Genomic DNA, 21388 nt, shown 5'->3' with positions numbered 1-21388 from the left:
TTGTTGTTTCGGTCATAAGGGCGTTTCTTTCGATATCGTCTCATGACCTCAACACACAAGAAATCTGACAGGCTCGGCCATCCTGGTCCCAGCTCGTCATACACCAGCTTTGGATTGCGCGCGAGGCCCGTTTGGGGCCCGACTCCGAGCCGTTAACGAGGTCAGTCGAGCCGACAGGTTGGTATTCGATGAGCCATTCGGCCCGAATACGACGTTGGTTGCGGCGTGAGCCGAACGCTGCGGGCCGATGTTTCGGGTCTTTGGCCCCACCGTCTGAGGTCATCATGTGGCACGCACAGGCGGTTCACGCAGCACGAATGAATCCACCTTCCTCCGAATGTCTTGCCCGCTCAATTCTCCTGCGTGGAGGCTGATGAACTGAACTCGCTAACTGAGTCGAGTCTGCAGGTTCGCTCAGCGATGGTGCCAAGCCTCCTGCGCACTCCAAGGTAAGACCAACTCAGTAATGGAGCAGCTTCGAGATCGCCTTGTTCTGTCCAACCGATGCACCGTCGGAGTGCTCGCAATCGAATCTGCCCCTTCATGGCCTCCATCAATGCCCTCATCAATCGCTGCGTGCGGCAAAGGTCGGTCAAGGCACTGCCTTGCGAGAACAGGGTACGCCGCATCTGCATGACTGACTTATTTAGCATGCCCGCAATGAAGTCAGTAACCCATCGGAGATGGGGTACCGGGAACGCGGATTGCGAAATGAATCGACAGAAGGTGGATTGGGATCGACCGTCCTCATACCAGCGCGCCGTGAAATGTGGCACCCTCACAAAGGGCTGTGTATAGCCGTCACCCCCGATTCGGACCGGCTTCGACGGATACTGCTCTGAAAATGCGGATCCCGTCCAAGCGGATGCACCTAACACGCCAACGATCCTTACGAAATCCCCTCTTGCGATCACGTGCTAGCCCGCCGCTCTCCGGCGCCAGGGGCAGCAACGCTGTCATCTACCTTTGATACCGTCTTCTTTTGGCCTTCTCCTTCTTGTCACTTCGCAATAGTCCTCCGCAGACTCTTGTGGGCGTATGAATCGCCAGCATGATGGAGCCAATCCGTCGCCGGAGTAATGGCGATGGCGCGATAGAGCAGTGCTGATCGCTAATGCTTCGCCAGCAGGCCGCGCCCGATGACCTGTGCCTGGATCTCCGCTGCGCCCTCGAAGATGTTGAGAATTCTGGCGTCGCAGAGAATCCGGCTCATCTCGAATTCCAGTGCATAGCCGTTGCCGCCGTGAATTTGGACCCCGCCATCGGCATTGCTCCACGCCACCCGGGCTGCGAGCAGCTTTGCCATGCCCGCCTCGATGTCGCAGCGGTGACCCTTATCCTTTTCCGAGGCGGCAAAGTAAGTAATCTGCCGTGCCATCGCAGCCTCGGCGATCATCATTGCAAGCTTGTCACTGACGCGCGGGAACTCGACGATGGGCCGGCGAAACTGCTTGCGCTCGCTGGCATAGCGCCAGGCGAGTTCGAAAGCCCGCCATGCCACGCCGACGGCCCGCGCGGCAGTTTGAATACGTGCGCCCTCGAAGGTCTGCATCAGCTGGCGAAAGCCCTGTCCGCGCTTGCCACCCAGAAGAGCGTCATGAGGAACGAGGAACCCGTCAAAGCCGATTTCATACTCTTTCATCCCGCGGTAGCCGAGCACATGGATTTCACCGCCGCTCATACCGGAAGCCGGAAACGGCTCGCTGTCAGTTCCGCGGGGCTTTGGCGCCAAGAACATGCTCAGGCCGGTGTGGCCGCCGATATCCGACTCAGACCTCGCCAGTATCGTCATCAGGTCACTACGCGCAGCATGCGTAATCCAGGTCTTATTTCCGTCGATGCGCCAGTTGCTCTCTGAAGGCGTCGCCCGCGTTCTTAGCGATGCCAGGTCCGAGCCTGCGTCGGGTTCCGTAAAGACTGCTGTGGGAAGTACCTCGCCTGAGGCGATGCGCGGCAGCCACTGCGCCTTCTGTTCCGGTGTACCGGCATTCGAAATCAGCTCGCTGGCAATTTCTGACCTAGTGCCCAGCGAACCCGCAGCAATCCAGCCGCGGCTGAGTTCCTCGGTGACGATGCACATCGCCAGCTTGCCCAGTCCCAACCCGCCAAACGCAGGATCGACGCAAATGCCGAACGCACCCAAATCGCCTAGTTGGGCCACAAGGGCATCCGGAATCAATGCATCGGCCAGATGCCAGGCATGCGCATATGGCACGATTTCCTTCTCGGTAAAGCGCCGGAACTGGTCTCGAATCAGGTCCAACTCCTGATCGAACACAGTATCCGCGATTGCACTGCCCCGCCGATACTCCTCGACCAGCGCCGCACGTGCCTGTGCTCCGCCGCTGGCAATGAACCAGCGTGCGCTGACATTGCTAGCCAATGCCACCGCAGCTTCCGCCGTTTCCTCGCCGAGTTCATCAGGCCGAAAGATCTCGCTCTGTGACATAGGTATGCCGCCAACAAGCTGGCGGAGATACTCGGCGATGCCAACACAAATCGTATGTTCATCAACCGGCCTTAGCATGGCCTGTCGCGCCAGTCGCGCGCTCCACTCTGCGGTTCTTACCACGGCCTCGGCAGTCGTCGCCACCCAGGCCACGCCATGGACAGCGCGCTGGTGTCGATCCAGCAGCGTGGTATCGATACAGCCGTTGGCGCGGCAAAGTCCCGCCACGGCGCTCGTCACGGTGGTTACATAAGCGCGCACCGCGGGCACAATGGCCTCTGCGTGTTCAACTAAATTCTGATGCATTGTCATGATGTCCGAATGTAGGGCCTACAGGGTCGCGTCGTGATTGCTTACCGCGCAGGCCCTGTGGGGCCTGCAATAACACCGGCGTCATGCAACTCGCCGATGCGCGCAGAGGACAAGGACAGCACCTCCGCGAGCACTTGATCGGTGTGTTCGCCCAGTTCCGGCGCGCGTTGCACAGGCTGTCGCTGGGCGCCCTGGAAATTGCCCATGGCGCCGGGCGCGGGATAGGAATAGCCGCTCGGGTGTTCGAGCGTAGTGAACAATTCCCGGTCGGTCGAAAAATGCGGATCTTGCTCCAGCGCTCCGCGCAGTGTCCGGTAAGGCGCCCAGCACACGCCCTTGCCCTCGAAGGCCTCCTGTAACCCGCTCAGCGGTCGCGAGCTGATGGCCTGCTCGAACAGCGGAAACAGTACATCCCGATGCAGAAAGCGCGCACCTTCATCTCGCGCAAAGGACACGCCCAACATCGTTTCCAGCGTCGCCAACTCGGCGCCTAGCTCGAGGACCTGTACTACTCCCGCCCACTGCCGCGCCGTGATGGCTACAACCATTACGCGCTGCCCGTCAGCAGTAGTAAAATCGCGACCGAACGCCCCAAACAGATCATTGCCCTGCCGAGCGCGGTCTCCACCGGTCAGCACTTCAGCGATCTGACCCATGTGGCCGACGGATGCCAGCGCTACGTCTGAGAGCGGCACCAGCACTTCCTGGCCCTGTCCGGTCTCGCGTCGAAACCGCTCTGCCGCCAACAATGCAAATGCGGCATATGAGCCCGTCAATAGGTCCCAGGCAGGCAGCACATGGTTCACAGGGTCGGTGCCGTTAGAGGCGGAACCTGTCAAATACGGAACACCAAGTGCCGCGTTAATGGTGTAGTCGACCGCTTGCGTGCCATCGTTCCAGCCCTGGACTCGCACGGTCACAAGGTCCCGCCGTCGCTGCCGCAGCGCCTCATGCGAGAGGAACCCTTCCCGCGGATAGTTGGTAACGAACAGGCCGCCCTCAGGCCCACCGGCCGTAATAATGTCGATCGCCAACGCCCGGCCCTGCGGCCGGGACAGGTCGATAGCGATAGACCTTTTGCCTTTATTGAGGCCCTCCCAGTAGAAACTGCGGCCTTCCCCCGAAACCGGCCAACGGTGGAAATCCGGCCCCCCGCCGATCGGATCGATACGGATCACCTCGACGCCCAGTTGTTGCAGGTGCAATGCGCAGGAAGGTGCTGCGATGAAGGAAGCGCATTCCACCACTCGCATCCCACGGAGGATCTGGTACATGGCACGGCCCCTTTGCTTCAGCTTACGCGCTCGAACACCGCGGCCAGGCCCTGTCCGCCGCCGATGCACATGGTTTCGAGACCATAGCGCGCATCGCGGCGCTCGAGCTCGCGCAGCATCGTCGTCAAGATTCGAACGCCGGTAGCGCCCACCGGATGACCAAGTGAAATGCCGGAACCATTTACATTCAAGCGCTCGAAGTCCTGCGGTTTGAGCGACCAGGCCGCTGTCACGGCCAGAACCTGCGCCGCAAACGCTTCATTGACCTCCAGCAGATCAATGTCCTTGAGAGCAAGACCGGCTCGGCGCAGCGCCAGCTCCGTCGCCGGTACCGGTCCGATGCCCATACGCTCTGGCTCAACGCCTGCGACCCCCCAGCTCACCAAACGGCCGAACGGTCGCAGTCCCAGCGCTGCAGCCTTTTCGGGTGTCGTCACAATGCATGCCGCCGCGCCGTCGTTCTGTCCGCTGGCATTGCCTGCAGTTACCGTCGACTCGGAGTCCAACTTGAGCCTAACCGCTCGCAGCGACGCAAGGCTCTCCATGGTCAAGTCCGCGCGAGGGTGCTCGTCCAGGGTAACAACTTTGACCCCGCCCTTGGCCTTTACCGAAACGGGGACAATTTCATCATCGAATTTCCCCAACTGTTGTGCGGCAACTGCTCGCGCGTGTGACTGCAACGCAAGCTCGTCCTGTGCAGTACGCGTAATGCCGTACTCGCGACGAAGGTTCTCCGCGGTCTCAAGCATTCCTCCCTCAATGGGATGGTGCTTACCTCCGGATGTAATGCGCCCTCGTGCAATACGGTCCCACAACGGCGACGAATCGCCGCGTAAGCCGCCCCAGCGCGCGCCAAGCACGTAATGTTCTGCCTGGCTCATGCTCTCAGCCCCCCCGGCAATAACCAGATCAGCGGCACCCGTCTGCACGCGCATCGCCGCGTCGATGACTGCCTGCAGACCCGAGCCACAACGCCGGTCGAGCTGGAGACCTGGCACCCTGATTCCAAGCCCGGCATCGAGGCTAGCCACGCGGCCGATAGCCGGCGCCTCTCCGTTTGGATAGCATTGTCCAAAAATGACGTCGTCAATTTGCGCGGGGTCCAGCGACGTGCGACGCACCAGTTCCCGGATTACGGCTTCGGCCAGCACAGCCGCCGGAACATCTCGGAACACACCACCGTAGCGCCCTACAGGCGTCCGCAACGGTTCACAGATGACTGCTTCTCTCATACAAACCTCATTTCGATTAAGAATGGTGGGGCTATCTTCGAGGCCTAGCGCCCGGTTGATACTAAACGGCCGAGAGTGTCATTCAGCGATGGCATGAGTAAGCGCCACGAATTTCATCCACTTCTCGACTTCGGCGTCCGCATTTCCGGCCACGGTGGAGGCATACTCGATATCTACCTCCAGCCCATCTCAAAACAACGGTTTGGAAGGGGCGCCTGGCTGCTCGATTCATTACTTGAGACAACTTAGTAACGATGACCAGCAGCGTGCCACCGGGCGCCATGGCTTAAATCGATGAGACCAACTCCTAGCCTTTTGAAACAGGCTTCATCTAGCGTCATGACGCCGGGAAAAAGCTGGAGCGAATCATCAAGCTGGTAACCCGCAAGAATGCCCGGACGCCCTGCTTTCACCAGTGGTAGCGCGGTCGACGCACCGTAATACTCGATCTCGACCTGTCCCCTTGCACACCATCTGTGCCGGCGATTTGTACGAGACGTGGTACAAGAGGATGACCGCCATGCTGTTCATCAACACTAGGTTCTACCAGCATCGACAGCAATGCTACCTGGGCCCTCAAGCCAAGCAGAAGTTTGCCAAGGTGGCTGATCTGTCGAGCAAGATGGAGACCAGCTGTGAGACGTGGTGCCATTTCCGGGCGAACCATAGCTCACCCTCCCTGGCCGCTGCGTTGCGGCTGCAATTAAGCCTTGAACCGTCGTCGCCGCGGACTCTACGCATCGGAATGAGGTACACCGTGAAGCGGTCCCATAATTACTTCCCGTGACCTCATTCTGTTATCCTGGCCACTGCGACATTTAGCAAATGCACGCCAATCAGACGATCCCCATTTTCTGCAAGTCCTCAATTTGCCGCGGGCTGAGATTCAGTAGGCCGCCATAGATTTCCTCATTGGCACTGCCCAACGCCATCGCAGGTTGGTCGAACTGCGAGGGGGTCGCCGAGAACCGGATGGGCAGGCCCATACCGACCGCGTTGACGGGGCCAAGCGTCGGATGAACCAAGTCCATCAGCGCACCGCTGTCATGCAAACGTCGGTCGTGTAGCACCTCGGTTGGCTTTCGCACCGGGGCGCATGGCACGCCCCGCTGATCGAGAAGTTTACACACCACTTCGGCGGTGGTGTGCTGGCTGGTCCATGCCGCGATGATGGCGTTAAGCTCGCCGGCGTTGCGCATACGTGGACCCCGCGTGCTGAAACGCGGGTCGTCCTGTAACTCCGGCTGGCCTATGACCTCGAGCAGCCCACGCATCCAGTCTGGATGGAAGGCGACAATCGCCACGTGGCCGTCCCGGGTGGGGTACACCCCGAATGGCGCCAGCCTGTCATGGTAATTGCCCGTACGGCTCGGGTAACCTTCACGACCCATCACGTCGAAGTGCTCCTCGGCCACCCATGACGCCAGGCAGTCGAGCATTGACACTTGCACGTGCTGGCCCTCGCTGGTTCGACCGCGGTGGATCAGCGCGGCCAGAATACCGTTGACGGCATACATCGGTGCGAGCAGATCGGCGATCGGCAAGCCACAGCGCGTCGGCGGTCCGTCTGCGTAGCCAGTCACCTCCATCAGGCCGCTGAGTGCCTGGACAATGATGTCCATACCCTTGAGCCCCGGGAATGCACTCGGTTCGCCCATCGCCTTCACCGAAGCATAAACTATGCGCGGGTTACGTCGGCGCACCTTTTCGTAGTTCACACCGAGCTTTGCGGTGGTGCCTTCGCTAAAGTTCTCCAGCACAACGTCGGATTGCTCCGCCAGCTGCATGAACAGCTCACGGCCTTGCTCTGACTTCAGGTCCAGCGTGACGCTTTTTTTGTTTCGTCCACGGTTCAGGATCGTCAAAGAGACTTCTCCCTCCGCGCGCTCTCCGAAGTGAACCCCGTCGCTGCCGACGAACGGCGGATTGGTCCGAGCGATATCGCCGCCGCCGGGCGCCTCCACTCGGATTACTTCCGCGCCCATGCCGCCCAGCATTAGAGAACCGTACGGCCCTGCCAGCGCCACTGTCAGGTCCAGTACCCGGATTCCTTCCAGCGGTCGCGCTTGTTTCGCTGCCACTCCTACCTCCTTTGTATTGCCCCGGCGAACTGTGCCGTCATCCTCTACTCTTTGCTCGCCAGGCCTTTCAGCAAGCCTTCGGCAGTCCGAAGACCTTGCGTGTCGCGTCGCAGAGCTTAAAAAGTCCCGTTCGCGTTACTGCTGCGTTGCGTAAGAGGCGGAAGGATCTTCTGCCCACGCTATTTCTCCTTGATATGCCTTTACTGCTTCGGACGGAGCATCATCAGCCCGGTACGCACTGCCACGCAGACCTCCTCATCCCGCTGGTTCAGGCCAACGTGCCGGAAGGTCACGATTCCTGAATCGGTGCGGCTTTTTGACAGCCGGGCGCTCAGGATTTCCGTGCGCACGCGGATGGTGTCGCCATGGAAAGTCGGTTTAGGAAACTTGATTTCCTGGAAACCGAGGTTGCCCAGAGTGGTCCCGAGCGTGGTCTCGTAAACCGTTACGCCAGCCACCAGCGCCAGCAGGAACATACTGTTGACCAAGCGCTGTCCATAAATCGAGTCCTTGCAATACTCCGCATCGATATGCAGCGGCGCGCAGTTGTAGGTCAGCGCGGAAAACAGCACATTGTCAGTTTCCGTAACCGTGCGGCGGATCGCATGTTCCACCACCAAACCTTCACGGCAATCTTCGAAATAGAGTCCGGCCATTTTCTTGTCTCCTTAAAGCAGTCAGGCGTTGAATGATCTGGCGAGTTCGACGATCTCGCGTGCGGTCTTGACGTGAGCGATGTCGATGTGCTCGCCGTCATAGATGGTGGAAGCACGGCCGTTGGCCTGCGCCTGTTCCAGCGCGGCGATCATGCCTTCGTAGTAAGACACTTCTTCCGGCGACGGGCTGTAGACTTCGTTGACCGTTGCGACGTTCGATGGGTGAAGAACCAGTTCGCCAACCATGCCCAGACCACGATCTTGCAATGAAGACTTTCTCAGCCCATCAAGGTCATGCACTTGCTGCCACAGGCCGCCAATCGGCTGCTTACCCGCAGCGCGTGCCGCCATTACCGCGCGCGACTTCAAATAGAGGGTTTCACGGCCATCAGGCGTCCATACGTAGCCGAGTGCGCGCGCTACATCCGCGTTCTTTGCCGTAGCACCGACAATTGCAACGACACGCTCTCGCGTGGCAATCTCATAGGCGAGTTCGAGCGAACGCGCAGTTTCCAGCAGCGGGATTACACGCGTCGACCCTACCGCCGTGCCGTTGCGATACTCGGCTTCAGCCAGCATCATCGACACGCAATCGATATCCTCCGGCCCACCCGGCTTGGAGATCACAATGCCCTCCAAATGCGGCCCAACAACGGCCAGGATATCGTCCAAATCATAGAGGTGCGGGCTGCGGTTGATTCGTACGAAGACCCGTTGCTTCTGCTGTGCCAGCCAGGCCAGCTTTGAGCGCACGACGCCGCGCGCCTCGACTTTGAGATTTGCCGGGACGCTGTCTTCAAGGTCCAGGATTAACGCGTCGGCATTAGCCTTGATCGATTTTTCGATCCAGTCTGGCTTGTTGCCCGGCACGAACAGCATAGATCGAATTGGCTTCATGGGGTTACTCATGTTGGTCTCCGTGATAGATATAGATCTCAAGCCTTGTGCACCTGCTCGCCGCGCCGATTGCCGGACCCGGTTCCGCATTGCTGCCAGTCGGCTCGACAGGTCATCAATCCTTCATTTCATGTGCCGCCGGAAGTCAGGGGGACGCTTCTCAAGGAAAGCGCGCACGCCCTCGCGCGATTCTTCGGTGTCGTACAGATAGGACAACGTTTGCATGCCCATCCAACTGATCCCGCGGATGCTTTCTGTGTCCGCATTGAATGAGCGCTTGGCAATTGCTATCGCAGAGGGGCTGTGCTCCAGAATCCTTTTGCACCATTCCGCGACCTCGGTGTCCAACTCAGCGTCCGGTACCACGGCATTAACCAATCCCATCGCCATGGCTTCGCGCGCGCTATAACGCTTGCACAGGTACCAGATCTCACGCGCCTTTTTCTCGCCGACGATACGTGCGAGGTACGCCGTGCCAAAGCCGGGATCCACTGACCCGACGCGCGGCCCCACCTGACCGAAGGTGGAAGACTCGCTGGCAATCGTCAGATCGCAAAGGGTGGCCAGCACGTTGCCGCCTCCGATGGCGTAACCGTGAACGCGCGCAATAATGGGCTTCGGCACATCCCGAATCGCTGATTGCAACGCCTCGATCTGCATGCCGATGGAGCCACGGCCGCTATACTGTCCGTTATGCGCGCTCTGATCCCCACCGGTACAGAATGCCTTGTCGCCCGCGCCGGTCAGCACGATCACGCCGATGCTACGATCCCAGCCGGCAAGACTGATCGCATCGATCAGCTCGTCGACGGTCTGCGCACGCATGGCGTTCATTACCTTCGGCCGGTTAATGGAGATGGTGGCCACACCGCCGGAAATAGTAAAGAGAATGTCCTCGTAGCGCTGGTTCATTATTTCTCCACAACTCGGAAAAGGCCTCGAGTGCTGGCTGCATCTGCGATCAGGCCAAGCGTCTCGGGATTTGCCAGTGAAGTGAGATCGCCAGCGTCCAATCCAAGGCAGGCAGCACGCACGGCACGGCGCATGATCTTCATGTTTCGCGTCTTCGGCAGGTCCGCTACAAACAACACGGCCGTCGGACGGAAGGCGGTGCCCAGACCCGATACAACGGCAGCGGATAGCGCCTTCTCGGTGGCGGCATCGCCGGCCACACCTGGCATCAGTGTCGCGACAAGGCCGACCGTTTCGCCTTTGACTGGATCGGGCATGCCGATCGCCGCCACCTCCGCGACCTGGCCAGTGGCCATCACAAGCGTCTCGATTTCAGATGGCCCCGTGCGCTTTCCCGCGACTTTCAGCGTGTCATCGGAACGGCCCAGCACATACCAGAAGCCATCCTCATCAATGGCGGCGCGATCGCCGTGTACCCAGATGCCTGGGAGGCGGCTCCAATAGCTGCTCAGATAACGTTCGCGGTCATGCCACAGCCCGCGCGTAAGACCGATCGACGGCGCCCGCAGCACCAGTTCACCCACGCCACCAGGCCCAACCGACTTGCCGTTCTCGTCAACGACATCGGCTCCCATCCCTGGAATCGGACCCGCGAAAGCGCACGGCTTTAGCGGGTGGATCACGGTGCCGGTGACAATGCCGCCGCCCACCTCAGTGCCCCCTGAGTAATTGATAATCGGCTTGGCGCCGCCGCAGACGTGCTCGAACATCCATCGCCACGCATCCACAGTCCACGCCTCTCCGGTGGACAGCGCCAGGCGCAGCGAAGACAGGTCGTAGCGTTCAATGTCCGCGCCACCTACCGACATGAAACTGCGCACGATGGTAGGCGCAATACCAAGCACACTGACACGATGCTGCTCCATCAGGCGCCAGAAGCGGCCCTTGTCCGGAAAGTCATGCGCGCCTTCGGCCATGACGATGGTGCCGCCCAATAACGTCGAACCATAAATCAGCATCGGGCCTACCAGCCAGCCCATGTCACTCAGCCACATCATCCGATCGCCCGCGCGGTAGTCAGCGCATAAGCCCATATCGAGCGCGAGCTTCGCGATAAAGCCGCAGTGCGAATGCACCGTGCCTTTCGGCTTGCCAGTGGTGCCTGATGTGTACATCAGCATCATCGGTGCCTCGGCAGGCATCTCCGTGGTGGGCGCGTCATTGGACTGTCCATCTGTCAGCTCGTGCCACCAGTGGTCCACGCCTTCCTGCCACGCTACTTCAACGCCGCGATTGCGTAGCACCACGACGTGCTTCAGCGTCGGTACTTCCGTACGCGCCACATCGATAGTTTGCTTCATCGGGCTGGCTTTGCCACGCCGCGTACTAGCGTCCGCCGTCACCACTGCAATCGCACCAGCGTCGCGCAGGCGGCCGGCAACAGCTTGTGCCCCAAAGCCCGAGAACAGAGGCAGCACCACCCCCCCGATCTTGACAATGGCCAGCAGCGCCGCGGCAGCCTCAGGCACCATCGGCATATAGACGCCAATGACATCCCCCGGTTGGCATCCTATCTGGCGCAATCCAGCGGCAAGCCGGCTGGTCTGCGCGTCAAGCTCCGCGTAGGTCCAGCGACGCACGTTGCCATCCTCGCCTTCCCAAACGACCGCCTCTTGTGCGTCGCGCGCCGTGCCTCGATAGCGGTCCAGGCAATTTAGTACCGCGTTGGTGGTGCCGTCGGTGCACCACTTCGCCCACTCCACGCCCGCGCCGGTATTGACAACTGACTGGTACGGCCGATAGAAGCGCAGGTCCATGTGATGGATCAGCGCACTCCAAAACTCCTCCGGCCGCGCTGCCGCAAGGTCGAGCAGTTGCTGATAGCCAACTGGATCGGCTCGGTCGATGCCAAAACGTCGCATAAAGGCTGCCAGTGCGCTGGATTGTGCGGCCTCTGGGTCGGGACGCCATGCCACATCGTACGTCTGCCATGCTGCTTCCATCATGTCTCCGGGTTGTTTTGGTTTGTGCTGCTTCAATGCTAAGAGACCGTTTCAAAATGAGCCCCGGGGGGCTGTTAACCTTTTCGGCAAGCTGTTAACCTTGGCCATCTGAACAACTGGAACCGAGGGGATGAGCGCGCCGATCATTGATGACGAACTGTGGGCACTGATCGAACCTTTGCTGCCGCCACCGAAAACGCGACGCAAGAAATATCCAGGGCGGCTCCCGGTTTCGAACCGGGCTGCATTGAACGGCATCCTGTTCGTGTTCAATACCGGCATACGCTGGTGCGAGCTGTCGACCAAGTTGGGATTCGGGTCGGGGCCGACCTGCTGGAGGCGCTTGCGCGATTGGCAGAAGGCCGGCGTTTGGAAGCGATTGCACGAGCTACTGCTGGCGAAGTTACGCGAGGTCGGCGAGCTCGATTTCTCCCGAGCAGCCGTCGATTCATCGTCGGTGCGAGCCGTTGGGGCGGGCGAAAAACTGGCCCGAACCCCACGGATCGCTCGCGACCAGGTTCCAAGCATCACATCCTCGTCGATGCAAATGGCGTCCCCATCAGTGCAATCCTGACCGGGGCGAACCGCAACGACGTCACCCAATTGCTGCCGATCATCGACGCGATCCCGCCAATTCGCGGCGTGCGCGGTCGCCCGCTTCAAAAGCCCCAAGTCATCTACGCGGACCGTGGCTACGACTCCGAGCCGCATCGTCAGCGGCTTCACGAGCGCGGCATCAAACCGGTGCTCGCCAAGCGCCGGACAGAATACGGCAGTGGCTTGGGCAAATTCCGGTGGGTTGTCGAACGTACTCATGCGTGGCTTCACAACTTTCGTCGTCTTCGCATTCGCTTCGAACGTCGAGCCGACATTCACGAAGCGTTCCTTAAACTCGGCCGCTCTCTCGTCTGCTGGAACATCTTCAGGCGCGCTGAGCCGTCTTTTTGAAACAGTCTCTAAGTAAGCGAACCGCTAGGGTTGTTGCGATAGCTGAAAATTCCCTTTTGAATTGAGCGCCACTGCGGACGCTTCAGACTATTCGCGCGTTGCGCATAGCCTGAACCTGTGCGCGGTCGTAACCGACCTCGGCAAGCACTTCGTCGGTGTGCTCGCCAATAGTGGGCGGACGACGGGAAACTGCAGGTGGAGTCCGCGACAGAATGGCTGGCGGTGCAACAATGGGCACCGGCTCTCGCAATCCGGGATATTCGAGCCACACGTAGGCACCAGACTCCCGGATGGCGGGATCCTCTAGCGCTTCACGCGGGGAGTTGATCGGCCCGGCGGGGATCTTTGCCTTTTCCAATTCACCCAGCGCTTCCGCTCTCGTACGACCTTCGCACCACTTAGCCATCATTTCACTAAGCACCTGACCGTTTTCGCCGCGGCGCGTGTCATCCTCGAAGCGTGGATCATCGACGAGTTCGGGGGCACCGATCAACCGCGCCCAGCGCTTGAACAGCGGCTCACCAATCACCTGCGCAATAATCCAGCCGTCAGTAACCCGAAAGATGTCCGAGGGCCCATAAGACGGACTCCGGTTGCCTGTCGGCTGTCGATCAATAGCAAGCGCGGACTCCTCGATCAGCGTGCCGCTTGCAAGATTCAAGGCCGTCTGTAGCAACGATGCCTCAACGCACTGGCCGCGCCCACTGAACCGTCGCTCGTATAGCGCCATCATTGTTCCAAGCGCACAAGATAGTCCAGTCGAGAAGTCGACCACCGGTACCATCAACTTGGCAGGAGATGCCGGCATTCCTGACATATGAACCGCGCCGCAAATGGCTTGGCCCATACCGTCGAAGCCGACACGAGAACCTGCGCCTTCATGCGAGCCAAACGCCGTCGAGGCGGTAACGATGACCCTTGGGTTCAGCTTATTCAGGGTCGGGTAGTCTAGGCCGAGATTCTCTAAAGTCTTCGGGGGCATATTGGCAACCACCACATCGGCCGTCTTGACAAGGCGACGCACCACTTCACGCCCTTGCTCACTGTCAACATCCAAAGTGATGGAGCGCTTGTTGCGATTGACTTGGAGAAAAAGTGCCCCCTCGCCACCCTGGGTGACCGGCACGACGAACCGGTCTTCGCTACCCCCGACCCGGTCGATCCGAATCACGTCTGCGCCATAGTCGGCAAGCAACGCCGCACAGAACGGTCCGGCAATGAAACGCCCAAAATCAAGCACTCGAATACCTTCAAGCACCTTTGACCGCCCGCTTTCATCGGCATGGCGTCCAAGAATACCTTGGCTGAAATCAGCTATTGTCATTTCGACCGGCAAATATATTGGCGTTGTGAAAGTTTTGGAAAGTAGAACGTCACGACATTCCACTTTATCCTTGAAGGTCGTCCGACTCATCCGGAAGGAAGGCTTTTGATCGAGGCTTGCTAGTACGGGCAACAGACATATTGGAAGCTTAAGCATCAACAGGCGAAGGGCCAAGCTTTAATCCACGATCCGCCGGCTCGTGATCGGCGAGCCCCCCTTTTCAACAGGCGACGATCGATAGGCTACTTCCTGGTCAACCGCCTACGGTCACTTCCGGTCTTTTCATAACTAGCCGCAAGTAACGGAATTTCCTAACTAGCCTGAATTCCAGCTCACAAACTCCCGCGTCCGGTCTCATCGACTCGCGCGTCTCCAGTACTTTCGTATTCTGCCGAAATGGTGTCGGCCTCTCTTAGAGAGGGTACAAATCTGACGTGGTTATTCTCGCCGACGCAAAGCGTGGTACCCGGCGTCAGGCGTTCAATGCCGCGGCTCGGGCGATCGCCACGAGGCTAACAAGCACGGATTGCGGCAAGGTCATCAGGACGAGGGCCTGCGGGCCCATAGCCATCGATTCAAAACTGAAAGTGACGGCGCTTATAGCAGCAAAAGCTACTTCCAACCGGGGTGGGTAAAGGCGTCGCCAATCGCCGTCTCGTCGTCGGATCGGCCAAACGTAGCCTCGAGCATGACACTTTTCATCTGGCGGCGGACAACCGCTCTTCGGCCCAGCATTAGTGCATTGACTCGATGCTGCGCCACTTTGACGCAAGATTACTCAACGGGCAGTGAAACACCAAGCTCTGATCCGCGATCCTACCGTTCGCGTTCCGCGAGCGGGGCTACCCTGTCGGCTGGCGTTGGCGTTGGCGGCGGGATAGGTCCCAGCCGAGTTTAGGGCACCTAAAGTATCACTTCCAAAGATACGACTTCGCTTCTGATGCTATACCCGCGATCCTGTTCGACCGTCGATGACTGACCGCAGTCCGGCGATAGATGCCCGCGTTGAGACCCTCTCGCGTACCACGGCCAAGTACGCCGCGGATCTCAAACTTGCAAGTGCTTCTCTGCGCACCCAGAGAGCCACCACAGAAGATTAGGGTCGGACAGCCTTGCCCTGGTGCCATCCCCCTTACCATGTACCGCATGGCAAAATGAGCAAGGTCGCGGCGGCCGCGCACCGAAATTGGCACGCTCCGAGCGAGGGCGGAATTAAGAATGAGGAGACATAGCAATGGCCTTGAGCATGCACGCGCTGACGCGCAAGATGGATTTCTTTACCCTTCGCCTATTTCTTGCCGTAGCTGAGGAGGGCCAGATTCGACGCGCCGCAATGCGCGAAAATATCGCTTCGTCGGCGGCGACAAAACGCATCCACGACCTGGAAGACATGGCAGGCGTTGAATTGTTCCACCGGCAACCTGGCGGTATGGTGCCCAATGCCGCCGGCGAAGTTTTGGTGCGCCATTTGCGAGTACTTTTTGAGAATCTCGAAGAATTGCGTCGGGAATTGGGAGATTTTTCCGAAGGAGTGCGTGGGCATATAACGGTTGCTGCCCCCGGGTCACTCGTCATCCAATATGTTGCGAAGGAGATCGGCGAGTTCTCCAATAACTTTCCGTTGGTGGAGTTGGAATTGAGGCAGATCACCAACTCAGCCGTCGTCGCGGCGGTAGCGTCGGGTGAGGTCGACATGGGTGTGTATCTGGCTAGCGACGACTTGGCAATCGATGCGGTAGACAGCATTCCCTACCGTACGGATCGCTTGGTGGCGTTGGTACCCAGTGGCCATCCGCTCGGCGAGCAATCGTCCGTGAGTTTGACCGATTTGCTGCGGGAGCCCTTTATCGGTACCGGGGCCAGTACCTTAATGATGACAAGCATCCATAGGGCAGCGAAACAGCTTGGATTGATTCTGCAACCAAAATTCACGGTTGAAACAGTGGAGGTCGCGCGTAGTCTCGTAGAAGCAGGACTTGGCGTGACGATTCTTCCCGAATGTATGCATTTTCTCCACACCAGCTCACGAGTGCTAGCCGTGCAACTCGATGAACCTTGGGCGCTGCGCAAAGTTTGTGTTGGAACACGGCGGGGGAAGGCAATTACCATGGCAACCCGGGCACTGATTCAGCAATTTACGGAGCAGCCAGTATCGACTTCTTAGGTCAAATAATAGCGCTCAGCTGGAGCCCCGGACCCATGCCAATAGATGCCACGAGCCAATGCCATTCGCAGCCGACCGGGGCCCCGTCCTCTTCAGCCCGATTCGCCGACGCTATGGCTCTGTAACGGACTACGCGTCTTCGGCGACCTTGAGCCTCCGGCGCAGCCGGAAGCCAGACCGACTACTCCCCGTGGAACACTGGTGCACGCTTTTCAACAAAAGCCGTTGCTGCCTCCAGGTGATCCCTCGTTCCCTTGCAAAGCAAATGACGATAAATTTCGCCGTCGACCACCTCATCAAAATTATTCATAGAGGCGGAGTTAAGATTTGCCTTGATGTAGCCGTAGGCAACTGTGGGTCCATCGGCAAGTTGACGTATGAAGGCGTCAGATTCCTGCTCGAACGTCTCTTCGCTAAACACTCTGGAAACCAATCCAACTTTCAACGCTTCTTCCCCGCTTAGCACCGTCGACAATAAATACAGCTCCCTGGCCTTGGCTGACCCTACAATCCGCGACATGAAGTATGAACCACCATAGTCGCCGGACAAGCCAACTTTTGAAAAAGCTGTGGTCAGCTTTACTGTGGGAAGGCACACTCGGAAATCGCAGGCCAAAGCCAGAGACAGGCCTGCTCCGGCAGCAGAGCCTTGTATCACCGCGATGCTCGGTTTCGGCATTTCATGCAGCAGTTTGCTTGCCGCCATAAAACGCTTCATCTCTGTCGCCCGCTGGTTCGCACTTTTAGCTCCCGAGCTAGATGCCATAGCCTTGACATCACCTCCGGCGCAAAAGGCTGGTCCCCTTGCCGACAATACAACTGCCCTCACTTTAGAGTCGCCAGCGGCCTTCTCACATGCCGAATACAGTGCATTGCACAGACTATCGTTTAGCGCGTTGCGCGCATCCGGTCGATTCAAGACTAGGCGAAGAATTCCGTTAGAGAAGTCGCAAATAAGTTCGTCTGGCATGATCTTGGTTTCAGCGGGTGACTAAAATTGGCGCATAAATGCAGCGCTATTGGACTTCCATGCCGGAAAATTGAACCAGCTCTTTCCACTTAGCAGCTTCAGCGGCCTGGAATTTAGCAAGTTCTTCGCTACTGTTGGCGATTACGCGCCATCCGCGTGAACCAAAGAACTCGACGCTCTCGTTTTCTTTAAGAATACCGTTTACCAGCTTGTTAAGCCGCGTCACCTCCTGGGGCGGCGTCCCTTTCGGAGCGTACGCAGCAATCCAACCCGAGAGCTCATAGTCTCGAACGCCCTGCTCGGCGATTGTAGGAATGTCTTCAAAGCCCGGGATTCGTTGCTTGGAACTGACGCCTATAGCACGCAGTTTCCCGCTTTTTACCATGGACTGAACTGAGATCGGGTCTGTGAACATCATATCGATCTGCCCGCCAAGCAGATCAGAAATGGCGGAGGGAATCGACTTGTATGGAACATTTGTCATCTGGATACCGGTCAGTTTCTTGAATAGTTCACCGCCGGCTTGCGATGTGGAATTTCCACTTCCGAATGTCAATTTCCCGGGCTTTCCTTTGGCAAGCGCGATCAAATCTTGCACATTCTTCACGGGAAGCTGAGGGTTTGTAACAAGCAGAACGCCCCCGATCACGACCCCGGTGATTGGTATGAAGTCGGACTTTGGATCGTATGGCAACTTATGATACAAGCTCGGATTTGCCGCTTGCGTAGTGTTGCTAGTCAGCATAAGGCTGCTTCCATTTGCCGGCAATGATTTAGCGTATTGGACACCGATAATTCCGTTTGCGCCGGCTCGATTCTCTACGATTACAGGCCGCCCGGTCCGTTCGGTAATATGCTGGGCCAGAAAGCGCGCCGAAATATCAGTTGCACTGCCGGCTCCGAATGGAACCGCGATGGTCATGGTCGAGCTGGCTGCAGCCTTTGCGGCGATGGGAAAAATTGGCAGCAAAATGCATACCAAATGCATAATCGCATAAGATCTATTTTTAAATTTGATCATGAAATTGCCTCCTTTGATTCTGATCGAGCCGCGCAGTCAGCCGATTTACTACTATGAAAACGGTCACTTCGGTCTATTCTTTGGCCGATATTTCAGGCGGCGCGAATCCAGACCTCATAAGTACTTACTAGTGCACCCGACGGGTTCAGCGCTATGCCTAGGTTAGCTTCCATGCGGGGCACGGCCAAGCCTTGTTCTACGAGCCGGCGGCTCGCGATCGGCGACTCCATCACGTCAAGGGGGCCGCCCCGCTCCCAATGATCAACAGCGAGACGACAAACGGTACCTACAAGCTACAAGCCGTAGATCAGATGCGATTTGTCACGGGCAGGAGTGCACCGTGGATCGCGCGGGCTGCGCTTGACGCGAGAAATAGTACAACGTCAGCAAGCGCTTCAGGTGCCACCCAGGCACTAGGGTCGGCGTCTGGCATGGCCTTTCGATTCTCGGGAGTATCAATTATGCTTGGCAGCACGGCGTTTACATTAATGTTCGACTCACGAAGTTCTGCAGACATCGATTCGGTAACCCGCGCCACCATGTCCTTCGTCGCACAATAAGGTGCCATCAATGGAAGCCCCGTTCCCGCAGAGTTCGCGCCCACATTGACGATCTTCCCGCCCCCGCGTCGAAGCATATGCGGGACCACGACACGAGCCACATTAATTAAAGCCTTTATATTTAGCCCAAGAAGGTATTCCCAGTCGTGGTCTGTTGTCTCATGGACCGGCTTTCCCATCGCGAAGCCGCCTGCGACATTACAAACGATGTCGATGTGCTCAAAGCTAGCAAGGGCAACGTCAATTGTGCTTTTCACCTCTGCCTCATTTAGGAGATTCACCTGGCGGACCAGATGCCTCGAGCCATAGTCGCACAGCGCAGACACGTCGCGGTCCAGTAGCACCAGATTGCCACCTGCCGTGGAAAACGCAGCACTGAGCGCACGACCCAGGTTTCCGCTGGCGCCTGAGATTAATATCGTTTTGTTGGTAAAAATCATTTCTAACTGACGGTCCGTTTCAAAATGCCGAATGAATCACAAATGCCAGGGCGAGTGTGTCTGCACCTGCATCTCGAAGAGACGGATTCTATCTGCGTGCCGTAGGGTCAGAGCGATTTCATCCAGACCGTTAAGCATGCAATACTTTCGGAAAGGATCGATATCGAAGCTGACCTTACGCTCCGAACTGGTGAGCGTCTGCGAGTCCAGGTCAATCATAAGCCGGAGGCCCTCCAGCGATAGGGCCGCGAGGAACAGTTGGTCGACCTCCGCTTCGGGGAGCACTACGGGCAAAATCCCCGACTTGCAGCAATTGTTAAAGAAAATATCTCCAAAGGAAGGCGCGATGATGGCCTTAAAGCCTAGGTCGCGTAATGCCCATGGCGCATGCTCGCGCGATGAGCCACAACCGAAGTTACGGCGTGCAAGGAGAATCTTCGCGGTCGCATAGCGCGGCTGGTTCAACACGAAATCGGGTTCGAGGCGCCAGTCGGCAAAGCATCCCTCGGCGAAGCCAGTCCGCTTAATGGACCCGAGAAACCGCTTTGGGATGATTTGGTCGGTATCAACGTTGGCGCGGTCAAGCGGCGCAACATGTCCGCTCAGGACGGTGAACTTCTCCATGGTCAAGTCCAGTCCCTCACATCGACAAAATGACCCGCGATCGCAGCCGCCGCCGCCATGGCCGGGCTAACGAGATGTGTGCGTCCACCAGCCCCTTGCCGCCCTTCGAAATTTCGGTTCGATGTGGACGCACAGCGCTCGCCGCGATTCAACCGGTCCGGATTCATGCCGAGGCACATCGAGCATCCAGGCTCACGCCACTGAAAGCCTGCGGCGATGAAAATCTTATCCAGCCCTTCCTTCTCCGCCTGTTCCTTTACCAGGCCGGAGCCCGGCACTACCATGGCAAGCTTGACGTTGTAGGCCAACCGTCTCCCTCGGATCATCGATGCGGCAGAGCGCAAGTCCTCGATTCGAGAGTTGGTGCACGAGCCAATAAATACCGTGTCGATACTGACGTCGGTCATTCTCTGGCCCGGTGTAAGGTTCATATACTCAAGAGCACGTGTCATGGCCGCGCGCTTCGTGACGTCGCTTTCCTCGCCCGGATCGGGAACGACGTCATCCACGGCCACGACCATTTCAGGCGAGGTACCCCAGGTCACCTGTGGTTTGACCTCACACGCATCCAGGCTCACCTCCAGGTCGAATACCGCATCCACATCGCTATGCAAAGTGCGCCAATATTCGACCGCCCTCTCCCACAAAGCCTGCTTTGGCGCGAAAGGTCGGCCTTTGACGTATTCGATCGTCGTATCGTCTACTGCAATCATGCCGGCACGTGCACCTGCCTCAATTGCCATGTTACAGACCGTCATACGGCCTTCCATGGTCAGCATACGAATGGCGCTCCCGGAGAACTCGATAGCGTGGCCGGTACCGCCCGCCGTGCCAATGCGGCCAATGATGGCGAGTGCCAGGTCTTTTGCAGTCACGGCTGAGGCGAGCTGCCCGTCGACGTTGACGCGCATATTCTTCATCTTCCTGGTCACCAAGCACTGGGTGGCCAAGACATGCTCAACTTCTGATGTGCCAATGCCATGTGCGAGACAGCCAAGCGCGCCATGCGTACTAGTGTGAGAATCCCCACAGACAACGGTCATGCCAGGGAGGGTCGTACCTTGCTCCGGGCCTATCACGTGTACGATCCCTTGACTCTTGTCCATGTACGGAAAGTACGCCTTCGCGCCATACTCCTTTATGTTGCTGTCAAGAGTCTGAATCTGAAGCTTGGCAACGGGGTCGCGTACGCTCGCCATCCCTTCATTCCAGTCTTCGGTGGGAGTACTGTGGTCGGCGGTCGCTACAATCGAGTCGACACGCCAGGGCATTCGGTTCGCCAAGCGCAGGCCTTCGTAGGCCTGTGGGCTGGTGACTTCGTGGACGAGGTGGCGGTCGATATAGAGCAGCGCAGTGCCATCGTCTTCGACGTGAACCACGTGGCTGTCCCAGAGTTTGTCGTAGAGTGTCTTTGCCATCATGCAGTGGGCAGGTGAAAAGTAGGGAGAGCGATCTGTTTGCGACATCAGGCATTCGTCGATTCAGACTCGCCATATGACTAGCGATCAATTCGAGTGAGAC

At 58.3% G+C, this 21388-nt stretch carries 16 protein-coding genes; 2 read left to right on the top strand and 14 right to left on the bottom strand.

Features of this window, described 5'->3' with window-relative positions; translation table 11 throughout:
- Positions 1-1111: 1111 nt before the first annotated feature.
- From AC3WL8_RS22385 to AC3WL8_RS22350, 8 genes are all read right to left on the bottom strand, one after another.
- Complete coding sequence (locus tag AC3WL8_RS22385; protein ID WP_492378868.1) at positions 1112-2761, bottom strand: acyl-CoA dehydrogenase family protein; 1650 nt, start codon at positions 2759-2761, stop codon at positions 1112-1114.
- A gap of 41 nt (positions 2762-2802) precedes the next feature.
- The gene (locus AC3WL8_RS22380) at positions 2803-4035 is read right to left on the bottom strand and encodes a CoA transferase (RefSeq protein WP_492378867.1); all 1233 of its coding nucleotides are present in this window, start codon (positions 4033-4035) and stop codon (positions 2803-2805) included.
- A 17-nt stretch (positions 4036-4052) separates the two neighbouring features.
- Positions 4053-5267 carry an acetyl-CoA C-acetyltransferase gene (locus tag AC3WL8_RS22375; RefSeq protein WP_492378866.1) on the bottom strand — a complete coding sequence of 405 codons (1215 nt, stop codon included), beginning with the start codon at positions 5265-5267 and terminating at the stop codon, positions 4053-4055.
- An 836-nt stretch (positions 5268-6103) separates the two neighbouring features.
- Positions 6104-7348: a CaiB/BaiF CoA transferase family protein gene (locus AC3WL8_RS22370; protein ID WP_492378865.1), complete on the bottom strand. Its 1245-nt coding sequence runs from the start codon at positions 7346-7348 to the stop codon at positions 6104-6106.
- A 200-nt stretch (positions 7349-7548) separates the two neighbouring features.
- Complete coding sequence (locus AC3WL8_RS22365; protein WP_492378864.1) at positions 7549-8004, bottom strand: MaoC family dehydratase; 456 nt, start codon at positions 8002-8004, stop codon at positions 7549-7551.
- Between the two features lie 21 nt (positions 8005-8025).
- On the bottom strand, positions 8026-8913 hold the full coding sequence (locus AC3WL8_RS22360) for an HpcH/HpaI aldolase/citrate lyase family protein (protein WP_492378863.1): 888 nt from the start codon (positions 8911-8913) through the stop codon (positions 8026-8028).
- Between the two features lie 111 nt (positions 8914-9024).
- Positions 9025-9813: an enoyl-CoA hydratase-related protein gene (locus tag AC3WL8_RS22355; protein WP_492378862.1), complete on the bottom strand. Its 789-nt coding sequence runs from the start codon at positions 9811-9813 to the stop codon at positions 9025-9027.
- A complete protein-coding gene (locus AC3WL8_RS22350) occupies positions 9813-11819 on the bottom strand; it encodes an AMP-binding protein (RefSeq protein WP_492378861.1) in 2007 nt (668 codons plus the stop codon). Before AC3WL8_RS22350 ends, AC3WL8_RS22355 begins: the two co-directional genes overlap by 1 nt.
- Positions 11820-11946: 127 nt before the next feature.
- On the opposite strand from AC3WL8_RS22350, the gene AC3WL8_RS22345 reads away from it, so the two are divergent.
- Positions 11947-12764, top strand: a protein-coding gene (locus tag AC3WL8_RS22345) for an IS5 family transposase (RefSeq protein ID WP_492378860.1) whose coding sequence is annotated in 2 segments (ribosomal slippage) — positions 11947-12295 and positions 12295-12764 — 819 coding nt in all. Because the reading frame shifts where the segments join, the coding sequence is not laid out codon by codon here.
- An 82-nt stretch (positions 12765-12846) separates the two neighbouring features.
- On the opposite strand, the gene AC3WL8_RS22340 is transcribed toward AC3WL8_RS22345, so the two are convergent.
- Entirely contained in the window at positions 12847-14262 is a 1416-nt protein-coding gene (locus tag AC3WL8_RS22340; RefSeq protein ID WP_492378859.1) for a CaiB/BaiF CoA transferase family protein, read from the bottom strand.
- 1060 nt (positions 14263-15322) lie between these two features.
- Between AC3WL8_RS22340 and AC3WL8_RS22335 the strand changes: the two genes are divergently transcribed.
- Positions 15323-16252, top strand: coding sequence for a LysR family transcriptional regulator (locus AC3WL8_RS22335; protein ID WP_492378858.1), 930 nt, complete (start codon positions 15323-15325; stop codon positions 16250-16252).
- Positions 16253-16433: 181 nt separating this feature from the next.
- Here AC3WL8_RS22335 and AC3WL8_RS22330 read toward each other — a convergent pair whose 3' ends face one another.
- The 5 genes from AC3WL8_RS22330 to leuC form a co-directional block, all read right to left on the bottom strand.
- A complete protein-coding gene (locus AC3WL8_RS22330) occupies positions 16434-17222 on the bottom strand; it encodes an enoyl-CoA hydratase (protein WP_492378857.1) in 789 nt (262 codons plus the stop codon).
- A 46-nt stretch (positions 17223-17268) separates the two neighbouring features.
- Positions 17269-18243, bottom strand: a complete 975-nt coding sequence (locus AC3WL8_RS22325; RefSeq protein WP_492378856.1) for a Bug family tripartite tricarboxylate transporter substrate binding protein — start codon at positions 18241-18243, stop codon at positions 17269-17271.
- Between the two features lie 307 nt (positions 18244-18550).
- Positions 18551-19243: an SDR family NAD(P)-dependent oxidoreductase gene (locus AC3WL8_RS22320; protein WP_492378855.1), complete on the bottom strand. Its 693-nt coding sequence runs from the start codon at positions 19241-19243 to the stop codon at positions 18551-18553.
- Between the two features lie 36 nt (positions 19244-19279).
- Positions 19280-19867, bottom strand: coding sequence for a 3-isopropylmalate dehydratase small subunit (leuD, locus tag AC3WL8_RS22315; protein WP_492378854.1), 588 nt, complete (start codon positions 19865-19867; stop codon positions 19280-19282).
- 2 nt (positions 19868-19869) lie between these two features.
- A complete protein-coding gene (gene leuC / locus AC3WL8_RS22310; protein ID WP_492378874.1) occupies positions 19870-21285 on the bottom strand; it encodes a 3-isopropylmalate dehydratase large subunit in 1416 nt (471 codons plus the stop codon).
- Positions 21286-21388: the final 103 nt, after the last annotated feature.

This window comes from Cupriavidus sp. FW305-F7, assembly GCF_058782875.1.
This window is presented reverse-complemented; position numbering and strand designations above follow the sequence as displayed.

Coding starts and splice junctions, on each gene's coding strand:
- AC3WL8_RS22385 (WP_492378868.1), bottom strand. CDS start 2,761: ATGACAATGCATCAGAATTTAGTTGAACACGCAGAGGCCATTGTGCCC.
- AC3WL8_RS22380 (WP_492378867.1), bottom strand. CDS start 4,035: ATGTACCAGATCCTCCGTGGGATGCGAGTGGTGGAATGCGCTTCCTTC.
- AC3WL8_RS22375 (WP_492378866.1), bottom strand. CDS start 5,267: ATGAGAGAAGCAGTCATCTGTGAACCGTTGCGGACGCCTGTAGGGCGC.
- AC3WL8_RS22365 (WP_492378864.1), bottom strand. CDS start 8,004: ATGGCCGGACTCTATTTCGAAGATTGCCGTGAAGGTTTGGTGGTGGAA.
- AC3WL8_RS22360 (WP_492378863.1), bottom strand. CDS start 8,913: ATGAGTAACCCCATGAAGCCAATTCGATCTATGCTGTTCGTGCCGGGC.
- AC3WL8_RS22355 (WP_492378862.1), bottom strand. CDS start 9,813: ATGAACCAGCGCTACGAGGACATTCTCTTTACTATTTCCGGCGGTGTG.
- AC3WL8_RS22350 (WP_492378861.1), bottom strand. CDS start 11,819: ATGATGGAAGCAGCATGGCAGACGTACGATGTGGCATGGCGTCCCGAC.
- AC3WL8_RS22335 (WP_492378858.1), top strand. CDS start 15,323: ATGGCCTTGAGCATGCACGCGCTGACGCGCAAGATGGATTTCTTTACC.
- AC3WL8_RS22330 (WP_492378857.1), bottom strand. CDS start 17,222: ATGCCAGACGAACTTATTTGCGACTTCTCTAACGGAATTCTTCGCCTA.
- AC3WL8_RS22325 (WP_492378856.1), bottom strand. CDS start 18,243: ATGATCAAATTTAAAAATAGATCTTATGCGATTATGCATTTGGTATGC.
- AC3WL8_RS22320 (WP_492378855.1), bottom strand. CDS start 19,243: ATGATTTTTACCAACAAAACGATATTAATCTCAGGCGCCAGCGGAAAC.
- leuD (WP_492378854.1), bottom strand. CDS start 19,867: ATGGAGAAGTTCACCGTCCTGAGCGGACATGTTGCGCCGCTTGACCGC.
- leuC (WP_492378874.1), bottom strand. CDS start 21,285: ATGGCAAAGACACTCTACGACAAACTCTGGGACAGCCACGTGGTTCAC.